Source organism: Streptomyces sp. NPDC001415 (assembly GCF_053597395.1).
Map to the genome: position 1 here is coordinate 19,068 of NZ_JBSFIE010000036.1, position 17,223 is coordinate 36,290.

14 protein-coding genes are annotated in these 17,223 nt (G+C 71.0%); 7 read left to right on the forward strand and 7 right to left on the reverse strand.

Going from position 1 to position 17,223, the window contains the following annotated elements; translation table 11 throughout:
• Window positions 1-110: 110 nt before the first annotated feature.
• Complete coding sequence (locus ACWC2B_RS31745; protein WP_450722681.1) at window positions 111-1,934, reverse strand: phosphoenolpyruvate carboxykinase (GTP); 1,824 nt, start codon at window positions 1,932-1,934, stop codon at window positions 111-113.
• A gap of 289 nt (window positions 1,935-2,223) precedes the next feature.
• Here ACWC2B_RS31745 and trhA point away from each other — a divergent pair, with 289 nt between their 5' ends.
• The 3 genes from trhA (at window position 2,224) to ACWC2B_RS31760 (ending at window position 5,332) form a co-directional block, all read left to right on the forward strand.
• On the forward strand, window positions 2,224-2,913 hold the full coding sequence (trhA, locus tag ACWC2B_RS31750) for a PAQR family membrane homeostasis protein TrhA (protein ID WP_450722683.1): 690 nt from the start codon (window positions 2,224-2,226) through the stop codon (window positions 2,911-2,913).
• A 275-nt stretch (window positions 2,914-3,188) separates the two neighbouring features.
• Window positions 3,189-4,664 carry an MFS transporter gene (locus tag ACWC2B_RS31755; RefSeq protein ID WP_450722774.1) on the forward strand — a complete coding sequence of 492 codons (1,476 nt, stop codon included), beginning with the start codon at window positions 3,189-3,191 and terminating at the stop codon, window positions 4,662-4,664.
• A 5-nt stretch (window positions 4,665-4,669) separates the two neighbouring features.
• Window positions 4,670-5,332, forward strand: a complete 663-nt coding sequence (locus ACWC2B_RS31760; RefSeq protein WP_450722685.1) for a TetR/AcrR family transcriptional regulator — start codon at window positions 4,670-4,672, stop codon at window positions 5,330-5,332.
• 38 nt (window positions 5,333-5,370) lie between these two features.
• Here the strand turns inward: ACWC2B_RS31760 and ACWC2B_RS31765 are convergent, their stop codons facing one another.
• Window positions 5,371-7,395 carry a thioredoxin domain-containing protein gene (locus ACWC2B_RS31765; protein ID WP_450722687.1) on the reverse strand — a complete coding sequence of 675 codons (2,025 nt, stop codon included), beginning with the start codon at window positions 7,393-7,395 and terminating at the stop codon, window positions 5,371-5,373.
• A 113-nt stretch (window positions 7,396-7,508) separates the two neighbouring features.
• On the opposite strand from ACWC2B_RS31765, the gene ACWC2B_RS31770 reads away from it, so the two are divergent.
• Complete coding sequence (locus ACWC2B_RS31770) at window positions 7,509-10,715, forward strand: tetratricopeptide repeat protein (protein ID WP_450722689.1); 3,207 nt, start codon at window positions 7,509-7,511, stop codon at window positions 10,713-10,715.
• Window positions 10,716-10,791: 76 nt separating this feature from the next.
• Here the strand turns inward: ACWC2B_RS31770 and ACWC2B_RS31775 are convergent, their stop codons facing one another.
• Both ACWC2B_RS31775 and mca read right to left on the reverse strand, forming a co-directional pair.
• Window positions 10,792-11,037, reverse strand: a complete 246-nt coding sequence (locus ACWC2B_RS31775) for a hypothetical protein (RefSeq protein WP_450722691.1) — start codon at window positions 11,035-11,037, stop codon at window positions 10,792-10,794.
• Complete coding sequence (gene mca / locus ACWC2B_RS31780) at window positions 11,030-11,911, reverse strand: mycothiol conjugate amidase Mca (RefSeq protein ID WP_450722693.1); 882 nt, start codon at window positions 11,909-11,911, stop codon at window positions 11,030-11,032. The genes ACWC2B_RS31775 and mca overlap by 8 nt, the downstream gene beginning before the upstream one ends.
• 127 nt (window positions 11,912-12,038) lie before the next feature.
• Between mca and ACWC2B_RS31785 the strand changes: the two genes are divergently transcribed.
• The gene (locus tag ACWC2B_RS31785; RefSeq protein ID WP_450722695.1) at window positions 12,039-12,440 is read left to right on the forward strand and encodes a DUF4307 domain-containing protein; all 402 of its coding nucleotides are present in this window, start codon (window positions 12,039-12,041) and stop codon (window positions 12,438-12,440) included.
• A 237-nt stretch (window positions 12,441-12,677) separates the two neighbouring features.
• Window positions 12,678-13,175 (forward strand): transcription elongation factor GreA, encoded by a 498-nt coding sequence (greA, locus tag ACWC2B_RS31790; RefSeq protein ID WP_450722697.1) that lies wholly within the window; start codon window positions 12,678-12,680, stop codon window positions 13,173-13,175.
• 84 nt (window positions 13,176-13,259) lie between these two features.
• Here the strand turns inward: greA and ACWC2B_RS31795 are convergent, their stop codons facing one another.
• From ACWC2B_RS31795 to ilvA, 3 genes are all read right to left on the reverse strand, one after another.
• Window positions 13,260-14,117 carry an ABC transporter permease gene (locus ACWC2B_RS31795; RefSeq protein ID WP_450722699.1) on the reverse strand — a complete coding sequence of 286 codons (858 nt, stop codon included), beginning with the start codon at window positions 14,115-14,117 and terminating at the stop codon, window positions 13,260-13,262.
• Entirely contained in the window at window positions 14,114-15,127 is a 1,014-nt protein-coding gene (locus ACWC2B_RS31800) for an ATP-binding cassette domain-containing protein (protein ID WP_450722701.1), read from the reverse strand. The genes ACWC2B_RS31795 and ACWC2B_RS31800 overlap by 4 nt, the downstream gene beginning before the upstream one ends.
• A 179-nt stretch (window positions 15,128-15,306) precedes the next feature.
• Entirely contained in the window at window positions 15,307-16,536 is a 1,230-nt protein-coding gene (ilvA, locus tag ACWC2B_RS31805) for a threonine ammonia-lyase (RefSeq protein WP_450722703.1), read from the reverse strand.
• Window positions 16,537-16,692: 156 nt separating this feature from the next.
• On the opposite strand from ilvA, the gene ACWC2B_RS31810 reads away from it, so the two are divergent.
• Entirely contained in the window at window positions 16,693-17,196 is a 504-nt protein-coding gene (locus ACWC2B_RS31810) for a MarR family winged helix-turn-helix transcriptional regulator (protein ID WP_450722705.1), read from the forward strand.
• The last annotated feature ends 27 nt before the right edge of the window (window positions 17,197-17,223 follow it).

Sequence of the window (17,223 nt, forward strand, 5' to 3'; positions counted from 1 at the left end):
GGCGGGTCACGAGTGACCCCACAGGTCAGGGCGGATGTCGAACCGACCCGCCGCGGCACCTCCGGCCGGGCCAGGACAGGCGGCCGTGACCGGAGGGGGTTTCGGGGCGGTCAGCCGAGGCGGGACACCAGGGCGCGGTACTCGTCCCACAGCTCCTTGGGCGTGTGGTCGCCGAAGGTGTTGAGGTGCTCGGGCACCAGCGCCGCCTCCTCGCGCCAGACCTCCTTGTCGACCTTGAGCAGGAAGTCGAGGTCGGCTTCGGGCAGGTCCAGACCGTCGGTGTCCAGGGACTCCTTCGTCGGCAGGATGCCGATGGGGGTCTCGACGCCCTCGGCCTTGCCTTCGAGGCGCTCCACGATCCACTTCAGGACGCGGCTGTTCTCGCCGAACCCGGGCCACACGAACTTGCCCGCGTCGTTCTTGCGGAACCAGTTCACGTAGTAGATCTTCGGCAGCTTGGCGGCATCGGCGTTGGCGCCGACCTTGACCCAGTGGGCCATGTAGTCGCCCATGTTGTAGCCGCAGAACGGCAGCATCGCGAACGGGTCGCGGCGCAGCTCGCCGACCTTGCCCTCGGCGGCGGCGGTCTTCTCGGAGGCGACGTTCGCGCCGAGGAAGACGCCGTGGTTCCAGTCGAAGGACTCGGTGACCAGCGGCACCGCGGAGGCGCGGCGGCCGCCGAAGAGGATCGCCGAGATCGGCACGCCCTTGGGGTCCTCCCACTCGGGCGCGATGATCGGGCACTGCCCGGCCGGCACGGTGAAGCGGGCGTTGGGGTGGGCGGCCGGGGTGTCGGAGGCGGGCGTCCAGTCGTTGCCCTTCCAGTCCGTGAGGTGCGCGGGCGCCGTCTCGGTCATGCCCTCCCACCACACGTCGCCGTCGTCGGTGAGCGCGACGTTGGTGAAGACGGAGTTGCCCCACATCGTCTTCATGGCGTTGGCGTTGGTGTGCTCGCCGGTGCCGGGCGCGACGCCGAAGAACCCGGCCTCGGGGTTGATCGCGTACAGCTGGCCGTCCTCGCCGAAGCGCATCCAGGCGATGTCGTCACCGATGGTCTCGACCTTCCAGCCGGGGATCGTCGGCTCCAGCATGGCGAGGTTGGTCTTGCCGCAGGCGCTCGGGAAGGCCGCGGTGACGTACTTGGGCTCGCCGCTCGGCGGGGTCAGCTTGAGGACGAGCATGTGCTCGGCGAGCCAGCCCTCGTCGCGCGCCATGACGGAGGCGATGCGCAGCGCGTAGCACTTCTTGCCGAGCAGGGCGTTGCCGCCGTAGCCCGAACCGTAGGACCAGATCTCGCGCGACTCGGGGAAGTGCGAGATGTACTTGGTGGAGTTGCACGGCCACGGCACGTCCGCCTCGCCCTCGGCCAGCGGGGCGCCGAGGGTGTGGACGGCCTTCACGAAGAAGCCGTCGGTGCCGAGCTCGTCCAGGACGCGCTGCCCCATGCGGGTCATGGTGCGCATCGACACGGCGACGTAGGCGGAGTCGGTGATCTCGACGCCGATCGCGGAGAGCGGCGAGCCGACCGGGCCCATGCAGAAGGGGACGACGTACATGGTGCGCCCGCGCATCGACCCGCGGAAGATCCCCTTCTCGCCGGCGAAGATCTCCTTCATCTCCGCCGGGGCCTTCCAGTGGTTGGTCGGGCCCGCGTCCTCCTCCTTCTCGGAGCAGATGAAGGTACGGTCCTCGACCCGGGCGACGTCGCGGGGGTCGGAGGCGGCGTAGTAGGAGTTGGGGCGCTTGGCCTCGTCGAGCTTCTTGAACGTGCCCTTGGCGACGAGCTCCCCGCACAGGCGCTCGTACTCGGCCTCGGATCCGTCGCACCAGACCACACTGTCCGGCTGGGTCAGTTCCGCGATCTCGTTGACCCACGAGATCAGTTCCTGGTGCTTGGTGGGGGCTGAGAGGGGAGCCGCGATATCGCGCGCCACGATCGCTCCTTGATGAGGGTCTCTGGACGGGTTGACGAACTACTTCATTGCCGCCCCGTGGGGGCTGCGACCCGGATGCTTGACCCCGTGGATCCTCTTGGCGCTCATCCGGTGCCGACCGCACTCATCTGATCTTCCGCGTCGTTCGCCCATATGTCCAGGGGGCCTCTCACGTGAGCATCACCACTTACCGCCTTCTTAACTGCCATTTGCCGTTCACTTACCCGACGGCCGAAGGACGCTCGGTGACAGGCCGTACCTATCCGTAACTTACGGGGCCGTAGGTAGCATGCGGAGCATGACTGATCAGGTGATGGCCCCCGCGATCGACCCGGTGACACAACAGGTGAAGCCAAAGATGCGCGGCTGGCTGCACGCCGGGATGTTCCCGGCCGTACTGATCTCGGGCCTGGTGCTGACCGCACTCGCGGGCTCCACCAAGGCGCGGATCGCCTGCGGGATCTACGTTCTGACCGCCTGCCTGCTGTTCGGGATCAGCGGTCTCTACCACCGGGGCAACTGGGGCCCGCGCGGGGAGGCGATCCTGCGCCGCCTCGACCACGCCAACATCTTCCTCATCATCGCGGGGACGTACACCCCGCTCACCCTGCTTCTGCTGCCGGACTCCACGGGCCGGGTCCTGCTGTGGGCGGTGTGGGCGGCCGCGGCGGCGGGCATAGCGTTCCGGGTGTTCTGGATCGGCGCCCCGCGCTGGCTCTACACCCCCTGCTACCTGGCGATGGGCTGGGCGGCCGTCTTCTTCCTGCCCGACTTCATGCGGGCCGGCGGCATCGCGGTGCTCGTCCTGGTCATCGTCGGCGGACTGCTCTACAGCGCGGGCGGCGTGATCTACGGCATCAAGCGCCCGAACCCGTCGCCGCGCTTCTTCGGCTTCCACGAGGTGTTCCACTCACTGACCCTGGCCGCGTTCGTCGTCCACTACGTGGGCATCTCGCTCGTCGCCTACCAGCACGGCTGACCCGCACTCCGGCTCCCGAAGGGCCCTCGGCGCGAAAGCGCCGGGGGCTCTTGGCATTCCCCGAACCATTGACGCCAACCACCTTTTGAGAGTTACTCTCATAAGAGAGGGACTCTCACCGCGTCCCAATCGCTGGACGCATGACCGCGCGAACGGAAACTCACCCACGGGGGCCGACCATGACCACACCGCCCACACCCGTCACCGGCGCCGCCGCGCCCGCCGTCGCGACCGTTCAGGCCCCGGGCCCCCGGCGCTGGTGGGCGCTCGGGGCGATGGTCGCGAGCATGCTGGTGCTCGGCTTCGACATGACGATCCTCAATGTGGCGCTGCCGACCATGGCCGCCCAGCTCGGCGCCACCACCGGCCAGCAGCAGTGGATGGCCGACGCGTACATCGTCGTGTTCGCGGCGCTGATGCTGCCCGCCGGGCTGCTCGGCGACCGGTTCGGGCGGCGCCGGATGCTGATCACCGGCCTCGGTGTCTTCCTGGCCGGCTCGCTCGTGGGCTCGCTCGCGAGCAGCGTCGAACCGGTCGTCGCGGCCCGCGCGGTCATGGGCATCGGCGGCGCGCTCGTCATGCCGCTCGCCCTCGCGGTCCTTCCCTCGCTGTTCGCCCCGGACGAGCGCGGCAAGGCGATGGGCATCGTCACCGCGGCCTCCGCGCTCGGCATGCCGCTCGGCCCGATCATCGGCGGCTTCCTGCTCAACCACTTCTGGTGGGGCTCGGTCTTCCTGATCAACATCCCGATGGTCGGCATCGGCACAGCCGCCTGCGCCTTCCTGCTGCCCGAGACCCGCGACCCGGCGTCCCCGAAGGTCGACGCCCTGTCCACCGCGCTCACCGCGGCCGGGCTCGGGGTACTGATCTACGCCATCATCGAGGCCCCGAACCGGGGTTGGGGCAGCCCCCTGGTGCTCGCCATGCTGGGTGGCGGCGCGGTCCTGATCGCGGCTCTGGTCATACGGGAGCGGCGGGCCGCACGCCCGATGCTGGACCTCAAGCTGCTCGGCCACCGGCCGTTCCTGCTGAACACGCTCGCCGCGACGCTGGTGATGTTCATCCTGTCCGGCCTCATGTTCGTCCTGCCGCCCTATCTCCAGGCGGTGCTGGGCAACGACGCGTTCGGCACCGGCCTCCGCATGCTGCCGCTGATGGGCGGGCTCATGTTCGCGGCCAAGGGCGTCGCACCGCTGACCGCGCGGTTCGGGGCGCGCGGCGTGATCAGCGCCGGACTCGTGGTGCTCGCCTTCGCCGCGCTGCTCGGCAGCCGGACCGGCGTCGAAAACGGCTACGGCTTCACGGCCCTGTGGCTGGCGCTTGCCGGCCTCGGGTTCGGCTTCGCGATGGTGCCCGCGATGACGGCGGCTCTCGACACCCTGCCCCCGGACCGCGCGGGCAGCGGCTCCGGGCTCCTCATGACGGTGCGTCAGGTGGGCAGCGCCATCGGCATCGCCCTGCTCGGATCGCTGCTCGCCGGGGTGTACGCGGACGGGCTGCCGACCGGGTCGCCGCACGCGGCCGCGGACTCGGTGGTGGCGGCGCACCTGGTGTCCGCGAAGACCGGCGACCCGCATCTCCTGTCGACCGCCGACTCCTCGTACGTGCACGGCATGGGCGTCGTCCTGCTGGTCTGCTTCCTGGCCGCCCTCGTGACCGCGCTGCTCGCCGCGGCCCTGCTCCCGAAGACCGAACCCGCAGGTCCGGCGCCGGGCGACGTCGCACCCGCCGCGCCCGATGCCGGACAATGACGACCATGGCCGCCACCTCCCGCACCCCAGCCGCCGCTTCCCTCGACTCGGTCGCGGAGAGCCTCCAGCCGCAGCTGAGCCTGCGCGAACGCAAGAAGATCAAGACCCGCACCACGATCCGCCGGGCCACGTACCGGCTGATCGCGGAGCAGGGGTACGAGGCCACGACGGTCGAGCAGATCGCGGAGGCGGCGGAGGTCTCCCCCTCGACGGTGTTCCGCTACTTCCCGACCAAGGAAGACATCGTCCTGACCGACGAGTTCGACCCGATCATGCTGCGGGAGCTGCGGTCCCGGCCGGCCGGGGAACCCCCGCTGGAATCGCTGCGGGCCATCATCACCGAGGCGGTCCGGCTCTCGCTGCTGCACGACCGCGACGAAACCCTGCAGCGCACCCGCCTGATCGCGGAGGTGCCCGCGCTGCGGGCCCGCATGATGGAATCGGTGGCCGCGACGAGCCGGTTGTTGTGCGAGGTACTGGCGGAGCGGACGGGGCGCGACGGGGTGGACCTGGAGGTTCGGGTCTTCGCGATGGCGGTGCTCGGGGCGCTCCACGAGACGACGGTGTACTGGGCGGAGCGCAACCACGAGGACGACCTCCTCGACCTGATCGCCCGAACGATGAACACGCTGAGCGATGGCCTGCCCCTGGGCACGCAGCCCACCTGAGGCCCTGGGGCGGAGCCCCGGCGCAGCCCGCCGGGGGACTAACTCAGGGCCTCCGCCAGCGCGTCCGCCGATGTCACCGGCGCCTCGCAGGTGAACCGCCGGCACACATACGCCGCCGGAGCGCCGTCCACCAGCGGCCGGTCCGCCAGGAGGGGGAACTCCGCTCCCCCCGGCGCCCCCACCGCCACAACCGCCCCCGGCGCACACGCCAGCAGCGCCGTACGGTGCAGCGCCCCCGTCCGCGGGTCGGTGGGGGCACCCACCACCGCGACCTCCCGCGGCCCGTCCAGCGCGGCGGAGGCCGCCGCAAGCCCCCACCCGATGAACCGCGGTGCCCGCGGCCCGAGCGCCCGGACCACCCCCAGCGCCCCCTCCGCCGCCTCCCGGTGCGCCGAGGACCCCGTGTGCGCGGCATACGACAGCAGGGCCGAAGCCGCGGCCGTCCACCCGGAGGGCGTCGCGTTGTCCGTCGGGTCCTGGGGACGCCGGATCAGCTTCTCCGCGTCGTGCGCCGTGTCGTAGAGGACACCCTGCTCGCCGACGAACTGGTCCAGGACGATGTCGAGCAGGAAGCCGGCGAACTCCAGCCAGACCCCCTCCCCCGTCACCCCGGCCAGCGCGAGGAAGCCCTCGGCGACGTCGGCGTAGTCCTCCAACACCCCGCTGTTCGCACCCACTTGACCGTCCTTGGAGGTGCGGGCGAGCCGGGCGTGGGCGTCCATGTGGACCCGTACGAGAACGTCCGCGGCCTCGGTCGCGCGCTCGACGAGGTCCGGGCGGTCGAAGAGCGCGCCGACCTCGGCAAGGGCCGCGACGGCCAGGCCGTTCCAGGCGGCCACCAGCTTGCCGTCCCGCCCCGGACGCTCCCTCAGCTCACGCGCGGCCAGCAGCCGATCCGCCAGACCGGCACCCAACTCACCACCATCGGAGGGGAGTTGGAGGACAGACGCGCCCTCCTCGAACGTGCCCTCCTCCGTCACCCCGAAGTGCCGGGCCGCCGCCTCGCCGTCCCGCTCGCCCAGGACCTCGGTGAGCTGCTCGGGCGTCCACACATAGAACGCGCCCTCCACATGGTGCCCGGCACCGTCGTCGCTGTCGGCGTCCAGCGCGGAGGCGTACCCGCCCTCGTTGGTGCGCAGCTCGCGCACCATGAAGTCGGCGGTCTCCAGGGCGACCCGGCGTGCCAGGTCGGAGCCGGTGGCCCGCCACAGGTGCGCGTACACCCGGCACAGCAGGGCGTTGTCGTACAGCATCTTCTCGAAGTGCGGCACCAGGGTGGCCCCCGGGCGCGGGCGCAGTACGTAGCGGTGGAAGCCGCCGCCCAGCTGGTCGTAGAGGCTGGAGCGCGCCATGGCCTCGCACATGCCCTCGGCCATCTCCAGGGCAGCCTCGGAGCCGGTCCTGGCGTGGTGGCGCAGCAGGAACTCGATCACCATGCTCGGCGGGAACTTGGTGTCGCCGCTGCCGAGCCAACCGCTCGCCGGGTCGTACTCCCGGGTGATTCCGAGCAGCGCCTGGGCGAGCTCCTCCTCGCCGGGCAGCCCGCCCGTGCCGTGGTCCAGTTCGCGGGCCGCCAGATCGCGGGTGATCTTCCCTGCGACGTCGGCGACCTCGTCGCGCCGGTTGGCCCACGCGCCCTGGACCCCTTCCAGGACCTGCCGGAAGGACGGCATGCCGTGCCGGGGCTCGGGCGGGAAGTACGTACCGAAGTAGAACGGTTCGCCGTCCGGGGTCATGAAGACGGACATGGGCCAGCCGCCCTGCCCGGTCGCCGCCTGCACCGCTTCCATGTAGACGGCGTCGACGTCGGGCCGCTCCTCGCGGTCGACCTTCACGTTCACGAAGTGCTCGTTCATGAACGCCGCCGTGACCTCGTCCTCGAACGACTCGTGCGCGAGGACATGACACCAGTGACAGCTGCTGTACCCGACGCTGAGCAGCACCGGAACCCCGCGTTCGCGGGCCTCCTCGAAGGCCTCGGGCGACCAGGGCCACCAGTCGACCGGGTTGTCGGCGTGCTGCAGGAGATAGGGGGACGTCTCATGGGCGAGGCGGTTCGGCATGACCCCATACTCCCCCACACGGGAGATGATCCGCCGACTCCCTCGCGCCGACGCGCGTCACCCTGGACACTTGGAGACGCAGGCGGGCGACGGGCTCTCGGAGGGGGACGCACATGCGGGACAGCCATCGGGCCGAGGCCGAGCGGCTGTTGGTACGCGCCGTGGAGGAAGAGGTACGGCGCTCCGGCGGACGGTCCGACGGGAGCGCGCTGCTCTCCCGGGGCCGGGGCGCGCTCGACGCGCTGGCCCAGAGCGCCGCGGAGGAGTACGCGGCCTACACCCACGCCCTGGACGAGGCGGCGGCCGGGCACCTCTCGTTCGGGAAGCGATTCAAACGCGACGGCGGCCCAACCGGCTTACTGGCCACGGGATTTGGCGCTGTCGCCGCCGTGGCCGTCGACATCGCGCTCGGCGTCGGCGCGGGCGGCGCGGTGGGCACCGGGGCGGCCGTGGCGGTGGCCGGGGCCGCGGGGACGGTCGCCAAGGTGACGGCCTCGCACGTGCCGGCCGCGCACCGCCGGGCCGGGGCGCTCGGCCAGCCGGGCGGCCTGGAGCAGTTGCGCCTCCAGTGGCTGACGGCCCTTGAGGTGCGGGGCATCCGGCCGTTCCTGGACCAGCAGCGGGCGGTGAGCCCCAAGCCGCCTCAGAAGAAGGTGCCGACGCAGTTGCGCGGCACGGACAAGAGCGCGGCGGCCCGCCGCCGATCGGTGCTTGAGCAGTCGTTCGGCCATCTGCCCGACCCCCAGGGCCCGTTCGCGGGGCGCCGGGCGGAGCTGGCGCGGATCGGCCAGTGGGTGCAGGCGGCCCGCGCCTCGACGGAGACCCGCCCGGTGGTCGTGGTCCTGCACGGCCCGCCGGGCTCGGGCCGCAGCACCCTCGCGCTGCGGGCGGCGCACGGGCTGCGCGACCAGTTCCGCGGCGCGTGCCTGGTCGACATGCGCGGCGGCGGCCTGTCGGGCGAGGGCCCACTGCCGACCCGGGACGCACTGCTTCACCTGCTCAACCGGCTCGGCGCGCCCCGCGAACAGCTCCTGTTCCGCGAGAGGTCGTCGCCCGAACAGCAGGTGCGCCGCCTCGCCGAGCTCTACCACCAGCATCTGACGGGCCTCGCGGTCACCGTCGTACTGGACGACACCGACGACGCCGAGCAGGTCCGCACGCTGGTGCCGCAGCGCTCCGAGGGCCTGGTTCTCGTCACCTCCTCCAAGCCGCTAGACCTGCCCGCCGACTTCCCCGCGTGGGTGCACCAGCTGCCCGTCGAGCCGCTGGACGCGGCGGGCGCCGAGGAGCTGCTCCGCGAGTCCGCCGGGGAGAAGGAGTCCGGCCCCTACGACGCCGAATCGACCGAGCTGGTACGGCAGTTGTGCGGCGGGCTCCCGCTGGCGCTGCGCATCGCCGGGTCCTCGCTCGGCCCGCGTTCGGCACGGGCCCTGGCCGCCGACCTCGCGGCGTACGGCCCGGTGGCGCCCGCCGAGCGGGCCCTGTGGCTGCGCTACACCGACCAGTCCGAGCCCGCCCGCCGCCTCCTTCGCCGTCTGGCGCTCGCGGGCCGGGCCTCGCTCGGGGCGGCGGCCGCGGCGTCGCTGCTCGCCGCCGACGAGCAGGAGGCCCAGCGCCAGCTCTCGGCGCTTGCCACGGCCGGGCTCATCGACCACGTGCGGGGCAGCCGCTACCGGCTGCACGACGTCGTACGGTCCTTCGCCGAGGCCCGCCTCGCCGACGAGGAGGAGCAGGCCGAGCGGGTGGCCGCGCAGGAGCGCCTCATCCGCAACTACGCGGAGCTCGCCGACGCGGTGGGCCGCATGGTCGACGGCAAGATGTCGACGCGGGCCGGCCAGTTCGGCGGGCACGGCTTCCCGTCCCTGGAGGCGGCGCTGCGCTGGCTGGACGACGAGTCGAGCTTCATCACCGCCGCCCTGCGGCAGGCCGAGGGCGTCGACCAGGAGGCCGTCCTCAGCCTGCTCGGCGCGCTGTGCGACTACTGCCTGCTGCGCGGCGACCTCTACCGCCTGGGCGAGATCAGCGAGCTGACCCAGGCCGTCGACCAAGGGCTGCTCGTCCGTTCCGTGCAGTGGCGCACCGGCATCGCGGCCCGCCAGCTCGGCGAGCTCGACACGGCGCGTACGACGCTGTCGTCCGTGGTCAACCTCTACCGCGAGGCCCAGCACGACGCGGGCCAGGCTCTCGCGCTGTGCTCACTCGGCATCACCCTGCACCACCAGGGCAACCTGACCGAGGCGGCGGCCCGGCTTCGCGAGGCCATCGACCTCCAGTCCGGCGAGGAGCTGTCCGGCGACCGCGCCTGGTCGCTGCACGCGCTCGCGGCGGTCGAGCGCGACCGCGCGAACCTGGCCGGCGCGCTGACCCTGCTCGCCACCGCGCTCGCCCTGCACCGCGAGAACGAGTCGCTGCACGGCGAGGCCTGGACGCACTTCCAGCTCGGCCAGCTGTATCTGCGAATGGGCGAAGTCCCGCGCGCCGAGGACGAGTTGCGTACCGCGCTCGACATGTACGGGCGCACGCGCGACGGCCGCGGCGAGGCCTGGGCGATGACCCAGCTGGCCCGGGCGCGCCTCGTCGACGGCGACGCGTCGGCCGCGGTCGACCAGCTCCGCCAGGCCCTGTCGCGCCACCGCGAGCAGGAGGACGCGCGCGGCGAGGCCTGGACGCTGTACTACCTGGGCCAGGCCCTGGAGGAGCGCGGCGACCGCGACCAGGCGGTGCGCGAGCTGGAGCGGGCCCGCACGATGTTCTCCCGCATGCGCGACGTGTACGGGCTCGCCTGCGCCCGCCACCACTCGGGCCGGGTCACCCGCGACCAGCGCGCCGCCCAGACCGGCAACCTGCGCAACTCCGGCTTCGCCCGCCAGCTCCTGGTCGACGCGCGCGCCGACTTCCACCGCATCGGGGTGGCGCACGGCGAGGCCTGGACCTGCCTGGAACTCGCGTTGATCGACGCGGGCAACAACCGCCCGGGCCCGGCGCTCGCCCTGTGCGACGAGGCGACCGCGCTGTTCGCCTCGTACGACGACCGGCGCGGCGGTGACTGGGCCCGCTTCCTGCGCTGCACGCTGCTGCCGTACGCGGGCGCGGGCGGGGTGGAGGTGGGCACGGCGGTCGCCCAGGAGGAGGTGGCCCAGCTGATTCGCGCCCGGCACGGCTCCCGCGACAGGAAGCTGGAGGACTGCGCGGAGGCCTTCGCGCTCATGCTGGAGCGCGGCATCTCCCTGGAGGCCGGCTGGCAGGCCTGGCATCTGGGCATGGTCCCGGACCGGCACGCCCGGGAGGTCATGGGGGTGCCGGTGAAGGCCGGGCGCTGAGGTCGGCGGCGGCCGACAGCGCCCGCCGCCGGGCCCCTGAACGGGCGCGGCGGCGGCGCTCAGCGGACCCTGAGGGTCAGGCGTTCTTCGGTGCGCCCTTGCCCGGGGCGGCCGCCGGGGGCGCCGCGGACGGGTCCGGGGCCTCCTCGAAGTCGACCTTTCCCATGTGCCGGTTCATCGACTTCATCAGCATCCACACGCCAAGCGCGAGGGCGGCGAAGACGATGAAGCCGAGGACGCCGGGCGTCACCTTGTCGTTGTTGATCTCGGCGGCCAGCGGGACCATGTGCGTCATTGCGAGGCTTGCGCTCATATCAGGCATTGTCGCGTACGCCCGCGAAGAGGTCGTCCTCGGGGAGGGAAGTGTCCACGAGCGACTTCGCGAGCTCGTACTCCTCGGTCGGCCAGACCTCCTTCTGGAGGTCGAGCGGCACGCGGAACCAGCCGCCGTCGGGGTCGATCTGGGTGGCGTGCGCGATGAGCGCCTTGTCCCGGATCTCGAAGAACTCCGCGCACGGAACGTGCGTGGTCAGCGTGCGTTCGGCGCGCTCGAACTCCTTCCAGCGCTCCAGCCACTCGCCGTACGGGGACTCCATGCCACGGGCCAGGAGCGCCTCGTGCAGGGCGACCGTGCGCGGCTTGTTGAAGCCCTGGTTGTAGTAGAGCTTCCGCGGCTGGAAGGCCGGGCCGAACTCGGCCTCGGGGAACTTCTCGGTGTCGGCCGCGCCCTCGAAGGCCACCATCGTGATCTTGTGGGTCATGATGTGGTCGGGGTGCGGGTAGCCGCCGTTCTCGTCGTACGTCGTGATGACCTGCGGACGGAAGGTGCGGATGGACCGCACGAGGCGGCCGGCGGCGACGTCCACGTCCTCCAGGGCGAAGCAGCCCTCGGGCAGCGGCGGCAGCGGGTCGCCCTCGGGCAGCCCCGAGTCGACGAAACCGAGCCACTCCTGGCGGACGCCGAGGATCTCGCGCGCCTCGTCCATCTCCCGCTTGCGGACCTCGTGAATGTGCTCCTCGATGTACTTGTCGCCCTGGAGCTTGGGGTTGAGGATGGAGCCTCGCTCGCCTCCCGTGCAGGTCACGACCAGCACGTCCACCCCCTCGGACACATACTTCGCCATGGTGGCCGCGCCCTTGCTCGACTCGTCGTCGGGGTGGGCGTGGACGGCCATCAGTCGCAGCTGCTCAGTCAAGACTCGATCCTCGGTGACTCAGTAAGTGAATTCGGCGCCCTCTGTGATCGGCGCAATGGGCGGCTTCTATAGTGACCGAATCGGGGGGCGGAAAATTCCGGAGACCCCCACCAGCAGGAGGACGATCATGGCCGCTGTTCGCGAGCAGCTTCCCCAGGGGCGCTACGGGCGCTCGGCGGACGAGCGCGCGGACCGCAAGCTGAAGATCGCCGGCTCGGTGCTCGGGGTCGTGCTGCTCGGCGTGATCGGCTGGATCGGTTACGACTACGTGGGCGGGCAGTCGCTCTCCGCGCAGGTGATCAAGTTCAAGGTGGTCTCGGACACCTCGGTCGAGGTGCACCTGGAGGTCCGCAAGGACAAGGACGCCAAGGGCACCTGCACCCTGCGCGCCCAGCAGACCAGCGGCGACGACGTGGGCCGGGCGGACTTCCGGTTCGACGAGCCGGTCAAGCAGGTCGACAAGGTCGTCACGATCACCACGACCTCGCGGGCGACGGCCGCCGACCTCGTCAGCTGCCAGTCCGACTGATCCCGGCGGCTCGTACGGCCCGGGCCACCGGTCAACCCACTGACCGTCCTCCTGATCAACTTACTGATCGCGGTTGACAACGCAGCGGTCCTGACCTGCGTTGATGAAGTTCTAGCGGTTTATGTCCTCCCCCTACGGCGCCTGAATTGTTAGGCTCGTGGTTTCGCCCACCCATCAAGGCACATGCTTGGGGGTAGGGCGATGCTTTGTATTTCCCAGTACCGACGAGGAGCACCTGTGACCCAGACCAGCGACAACGTCACCTGGCTGACCCAGGAGGCGTACAACCAGCTCAAGGCCGAGCTGGAGTACCTGTCTGGTCCCGCGCGCACGGAGATCGCCGTAAAGATCGCGGCGGCCCGTGAGGAGGGTGACCTCCGGGAGAACGGCGGGTACCACGCGGCCAAGGAGGAGCAGGGCAAGATGGAGCTCCGGGTGCGCCAGCTGACCCAGCTCCTTGAGCACGCCAAGGTCGGCGAGGCCCCCGCCGCGGACGGCGTGGTGGCCCCCGGCATGCTCGTCACGATCGCCTTCGACGGCGACGAGGACGACACCCTGCAGTTCCTGATGGCCTCGCGCGAATACGCGTCGGGCGACTTCGAGACGTACTCGCCGCAGTCGCCGCTCGGCTCCGGCGTGAACGGCAAGAAGGTCGGCGAGGACGCCGAGTACGAGCTGCCCAACGGCAAGAAGGCCTCGGTGAAGATCCTGGCGGCCGAGCCGTTCAACGGCTGACACCGATACGCCCTGCTGTACGCGGCACAAAGCCCCCGGTCGCGCTCTTTGGAGCGGCCAGGGGCTTTGTCGTGCGGGGCGGGGTCAGGCGCTGGCCGAGCGGTACTTGCGGACCGCGAGGGTGCGGAAGACGGCGATGATCAGGACGGACCAGATGATCGAGGCGATCACCGGGTGTTCCATCGGCCAGGCGCCGGTGATCGACTTGGGTGCGTTCGACATCGTGTTCCCGAACAGTTCACGGGCCCCCGCCACTGTGGCGCTGAAGGGGTTCCACTCCGCGATGTGCTGAAGGAACGACGGCATGCCGGTGACCGGCACGAAGGCGTTCGAGATGAACGTCAGCGGGAACAGCCAGATCAGACCGCCGGAGGTGGCTGCCTCCGGGGTTCGAACGGTCAGGCCGATCAGGGCGCCGATCCAGGAGAACGCGTACCCGAGCAGGAGCAGCAGCAAGAAGCCGCAGAGCACCTTGCCGAGGTTCTCGTGTGTCCGCCAACCGACGAGCAGGGCTACGCCCGCAAGCACTACGAGGGTGAGTGCGGTCTGCACCAGGTCTGCGAGGGTGCGGCCGGTCAGGACCGCGCCGCGCGCCATGGGCAGCGAGCGGAAGCGGTCGATGAGGCCCTTGTGCATGTCGTCGGCGATGCCCGCGCCCGCTCCGGCGGTCGCGAAGGTGACGGTCTGCGCGAAGATGCCGGCCATCAGAAACTCTTTGTAGAGCTTCGGATCGGTGGAGCCACCCACGCTGATGGACCCGCCGAAGACGTACGTGAAGAGCACCACGAACATGATGGGCTGGATCAGGCCGAACAGGACGATCTCGGGAATCCGGGTCATCCGAATCAAGTTCCGCCGCGCAACCACCAGCGAGTCCCGTACGGACCCGCCGATGCCGCCCCGGGCCCGGGGTGCGGGCGTGACGTCGGTGATGGCACTCACTTCGCTGCCTCCTTGCGGGCCTTGGGCCTGCCGTGGGCGTCGGCGGGCTCTTCGTCCTCTTCCTTGGTGGTTTCGGCGGCGTGGCCGGTCAGGGAGATGAAGACGTCGTCGAGGGTGGGGCGGCGCAGGCCGATGTCGTCGATCTCCACGCCCCTGGCGTCGAGTTCGCGGATGACCTCGGCGAGGAGTTTGGCGCCGCCGGCGACCGGGACGGTGAGCCGGCGGGTGTGTTCCTCGACGTTGACCTCGCCCTTGCCGAAGCCCGCGAGGACCTCGCGGGCCGGGGCTATCTGGTCGCTCTGGTGGACGACGACCTCGACGCGCTCGCCGCCGGTGCGGGCCTTCAGCTGGTCGGAGCTGCCGCGCGCGATGACCTTGCCGTGGTCGACGACGCAGATGTCGTGCGCGAGGCGGTCGGCCTCTTCGAGGTACTGGGTGGTGAGCAGCAGGGTGGTGCCCCCGGCGACCAACTCCTGGATGACTTCCCACAGTTGCTGCCGGTTGCGCGGGTCGAGGCCGGTGGTCGGCTCGTCCATGAACATGACGGGCGGCGAGACCACGAGGGCGGCCGCGAGGTCGAGGCGGCGGCGCATGCCGCCGGAGTACGTCTTGGCGGGCCGGTCGGCGGCGTCGGCGAGGTTGAAGCGGTCGAGCAGTTCGCCCGCGCGCGCCTTCGCGGCCTTGCTATTCATCTGGTAGAGCTGGCCGACCATGTGGAGGTTCTCGCGGCCGGTGAGGTATTCGTCGACGGCCGCGAACTGGCCGGACAGGCCGATGGATCGGCGGACTTCGTTGGGATGCTTGAGGACGTCGATGCCCGCGACGACCGCCTTGCCGCGGTCGGGCTGAAGCAGGGTGGTCAGAACGCGCACGGTGGTGGTCTTGCCGGCGCCGTTGGGGCCGAGCAGGCCGAGGACCGTCCCCTCGGGGACATCGAGGTCCACGCCGTCCAGAGCCGTTACGTCGCCGAAAGTCTTCACCAGGCCTTCGGCATAGATGGCGCCTGGCATGTGAGTACCCCCAGTTTCGGGTGTGACTTCCCGGAATATGCTGGACAAATCCTAGATTTTCCGGGCATGGATCGCCCGGTGGAGCCTTTGTCGAGCCACACCATAACGCGATACATCGCGTCCTGTCAGCGGTCCTGCGCGACCTTCCTCTCCCCCGTGTCCACGCGCAGGTCCCGGTTTCAGCCCATGACCGTGTAGCCCGCCTCCCGCAGCGCCGCCGACACCTCCGCGCAGTGCTCCGGGCCCTTCGTCTCCAGGTGCAACTCGACCTCCACTTCCGTGAGTCCGAGCCGGGGGTCGGTCCGTACGTGACTCACGTCCAACACATTGGCATCCAGCACTGACAATTCCCCGAGAAGCGAGGCCAGCGCCCCGGGGCGGTCCGTCAGGCGCAGCCGCAGCGACAGATAGCGGCCCGCCGCCGACATGCCGTGCCGCAGGATCCGCTGCATCAGGAGCGGGTCCACGTTTCCACCGGAAAGCACCGCGACGACCGGCCCACGGAACGCCCCCGGATCGCTGAGCAGCGCGGCCACCGGGCTCGCCCCGGCCGGCTCCACGACCAGCTTCGCCCGCTCCAGGCAGAGCAGCAGCGCACTGGAGAGCTCGTCCTCGGTGACCGTACGCACCTCATCCACCAGCTCGCTGACCAGCGCGAACGGTATGTCGCCCGGGCGCCCCACCTTGATCCCGTCGGCCATCGTCGGCGCCGGGTCGATGGCGATGGGATGCCCGACGGCCAGCGAGGGCGGGTAGGCCGCGGCGGCCGCCGCCTGCACGCCGACGATCTTGACGTCGGGCCGCAGCGCCTTCACCGCGACCGCGATGCCCGCCGCGAGCCCGCCGCCGCCGATGCCGACGACGATGGTGCGCACCTCGGGGCACTGCTCCAGGATCTCCAGCCCCACCGTGCCCTGCCCGGCGATGATGTCCTGGTGGTCGAAGGGGTGGATGAGCACCGCGCCGGTCTCGGCCGCGTACGCCTCGGCGGCGGCCAGCGTCTCGTCGACGACCGTGCCGTGCAGGATCACCTCGGCGCCGTAGTGCCGGGTCGCGGCGACCTTCGGCAGCGGGGCGCCGATCGGCATGAACACCGTCGAATGCACGCCGAGCAGCGACGAGGCGAGCGCCACTCCCTGTGCGTGGTTGCCCGCGCTCGCCGCGACCACCCCGGCCGCCCGCTCCTCGGGCCGCAGCCCCGCGATCCGCACGTACGCGCCGCGCAGCTTGAACGAGCCGGTCCGCTGGAGGTTCTCGCACTTGAGGTGGACCGGGGCCCCCACCAGCGACGACAGGTGGCGGGAGCCCTCCATCGCGGTGGTGCGGGCCACCCCCGACAGCATCTTCTGCGCGCCGCGGATGTCATCGAGGATCAGGTGGTGCAAGGGGCCAGACGTACTGAAGCTCATGACAGCAAGTCTCGCAGCTCACGCCCCTTTCCGGCCGCTGGGATTCTGATCCGCACGGGAGTTGTCCACAGGTTTGCGCACCGCCGGTACGTATGCCGGTCGGGCCGCGTACTCTGTCCCCCACCACACCGACACCCGCACGAGAGAGCCCCGGCCATGCCCCCAGTTCAGGACATGACTCCCCCGCTTCACCCCGGCCTCCTCGATGCCCTCCAGCACCAGGTGGCCGTGTTCGCCCGCCGCGCCGAGCAGACCAGGCTCGGCGGCGTAGGACAGGTCCGCAACTCGATGGACCGAGCCGCGTACCTGCTGCTCAACCGCCTTGATCTGGAAGGCCCGATGGGCGTCAAGGCGCTCGCCGCGGGCATGGGGATCGACTCGTCGACGGTGACGCGCCAGGTCGCGCCGCTCGTCGACACCGGCCTGGTCAAGCGCACGTCGCACCCCGAGGACGGCCGGGCGGTCGTGCTCCAGCTGTCCCCGCGCGGCCAGTCCCGCCTCGAAGAGGTGCGCTCCTCGCGGCGCGAGCTGATGGCGCAGGTCACCGACGGGTGGACGGAGGACGAGCGGGAGTCGTTCTGCACGCTGCTCACCCGCTTCAACTCCGCGCTCTCGGCCCGCCAGTCGGCCGCTCAGGAGCCGTCCGCGCCGACCTCTTGACCTGGGGCTCGCGCCTGCCCTCATATG

Excerpts from the sequence above, each read along its gene's own strand:
- trhA (WP_450722683.1), top strand. The coding sequence starts at position 2,224 with ATGCGGAGCATGACTGATCAGGTGATGGCCCCCGCGATCGACCCGGTG.
- ACWC2B_RS31755 (WP_450722774.1), top strand. The coding sequence starts at position 3,189 with ATGGTCGCGAGCATGCTGGTGCTCGGCTTCGACATGACGATCCTCAAT.
- ACWC2B_RS31760 (WP_450722685.1), top strand. The coding sequence starts at position 4,670 with ATGGCCGCCACCTCCCGCACCCCAGCCGCCGCTTCCCTCGACTCGGTC.
- ACWC2B_RS31765 (WP_450722687.1), bottom strand. The coding sequence starts at position 7,395 with ATGCCGAACCGCCTCGCCCATGAGACGTCCCCCTATCTCCTGCAGCAC.
- ACWC2B_RS31770 (WP_450722689.1), top strand. The coding sequence starts at position 7,509 with ATGCGGGACAGCCATCGGGCCGAGGCCGAGCGGCTGTTGGTACGCGCC.
- ACWC2B_RS31775 (WP_450722691.1), bottom strand. The coding sequence starts at position 11,037 with ATGCCTGATATGAGCGCAAGCCTCGCAATGACGCACATGGTCCCGCTG.
- ACWC2B_RS31785 (WP_450722695.1), top strand. The coding sequence starts at position 12,039 with ATGGCCGCTGTTCGCGAGCAGCTTCCCCAGGGGCGCTACGGGCGCTCG.
- ACWC2B_RS31800 (WP_450722701.1), bottom strand. The coding sequence starts at position 15,127 with ATGCCAGGCGCCATCTATGCCGAAGGCCTGGTGAAGACTTTCGGCGAC.
- ilvA (WP_450722703.1), bottom strand. The coding sequence starts at position 16,536 with ATGAGCTTCAGTACGTCTGGCCCCTTGCACCACCTGATCCTCGATGAC.
- ACWC2B_RS31810 (WP_450722705.1), top strand. The coding sequence starts at position 16,693 with ATGCCCCCAGTTCAGGACATGACTCCCCCGCTTCACCCCGGCCTCCTC.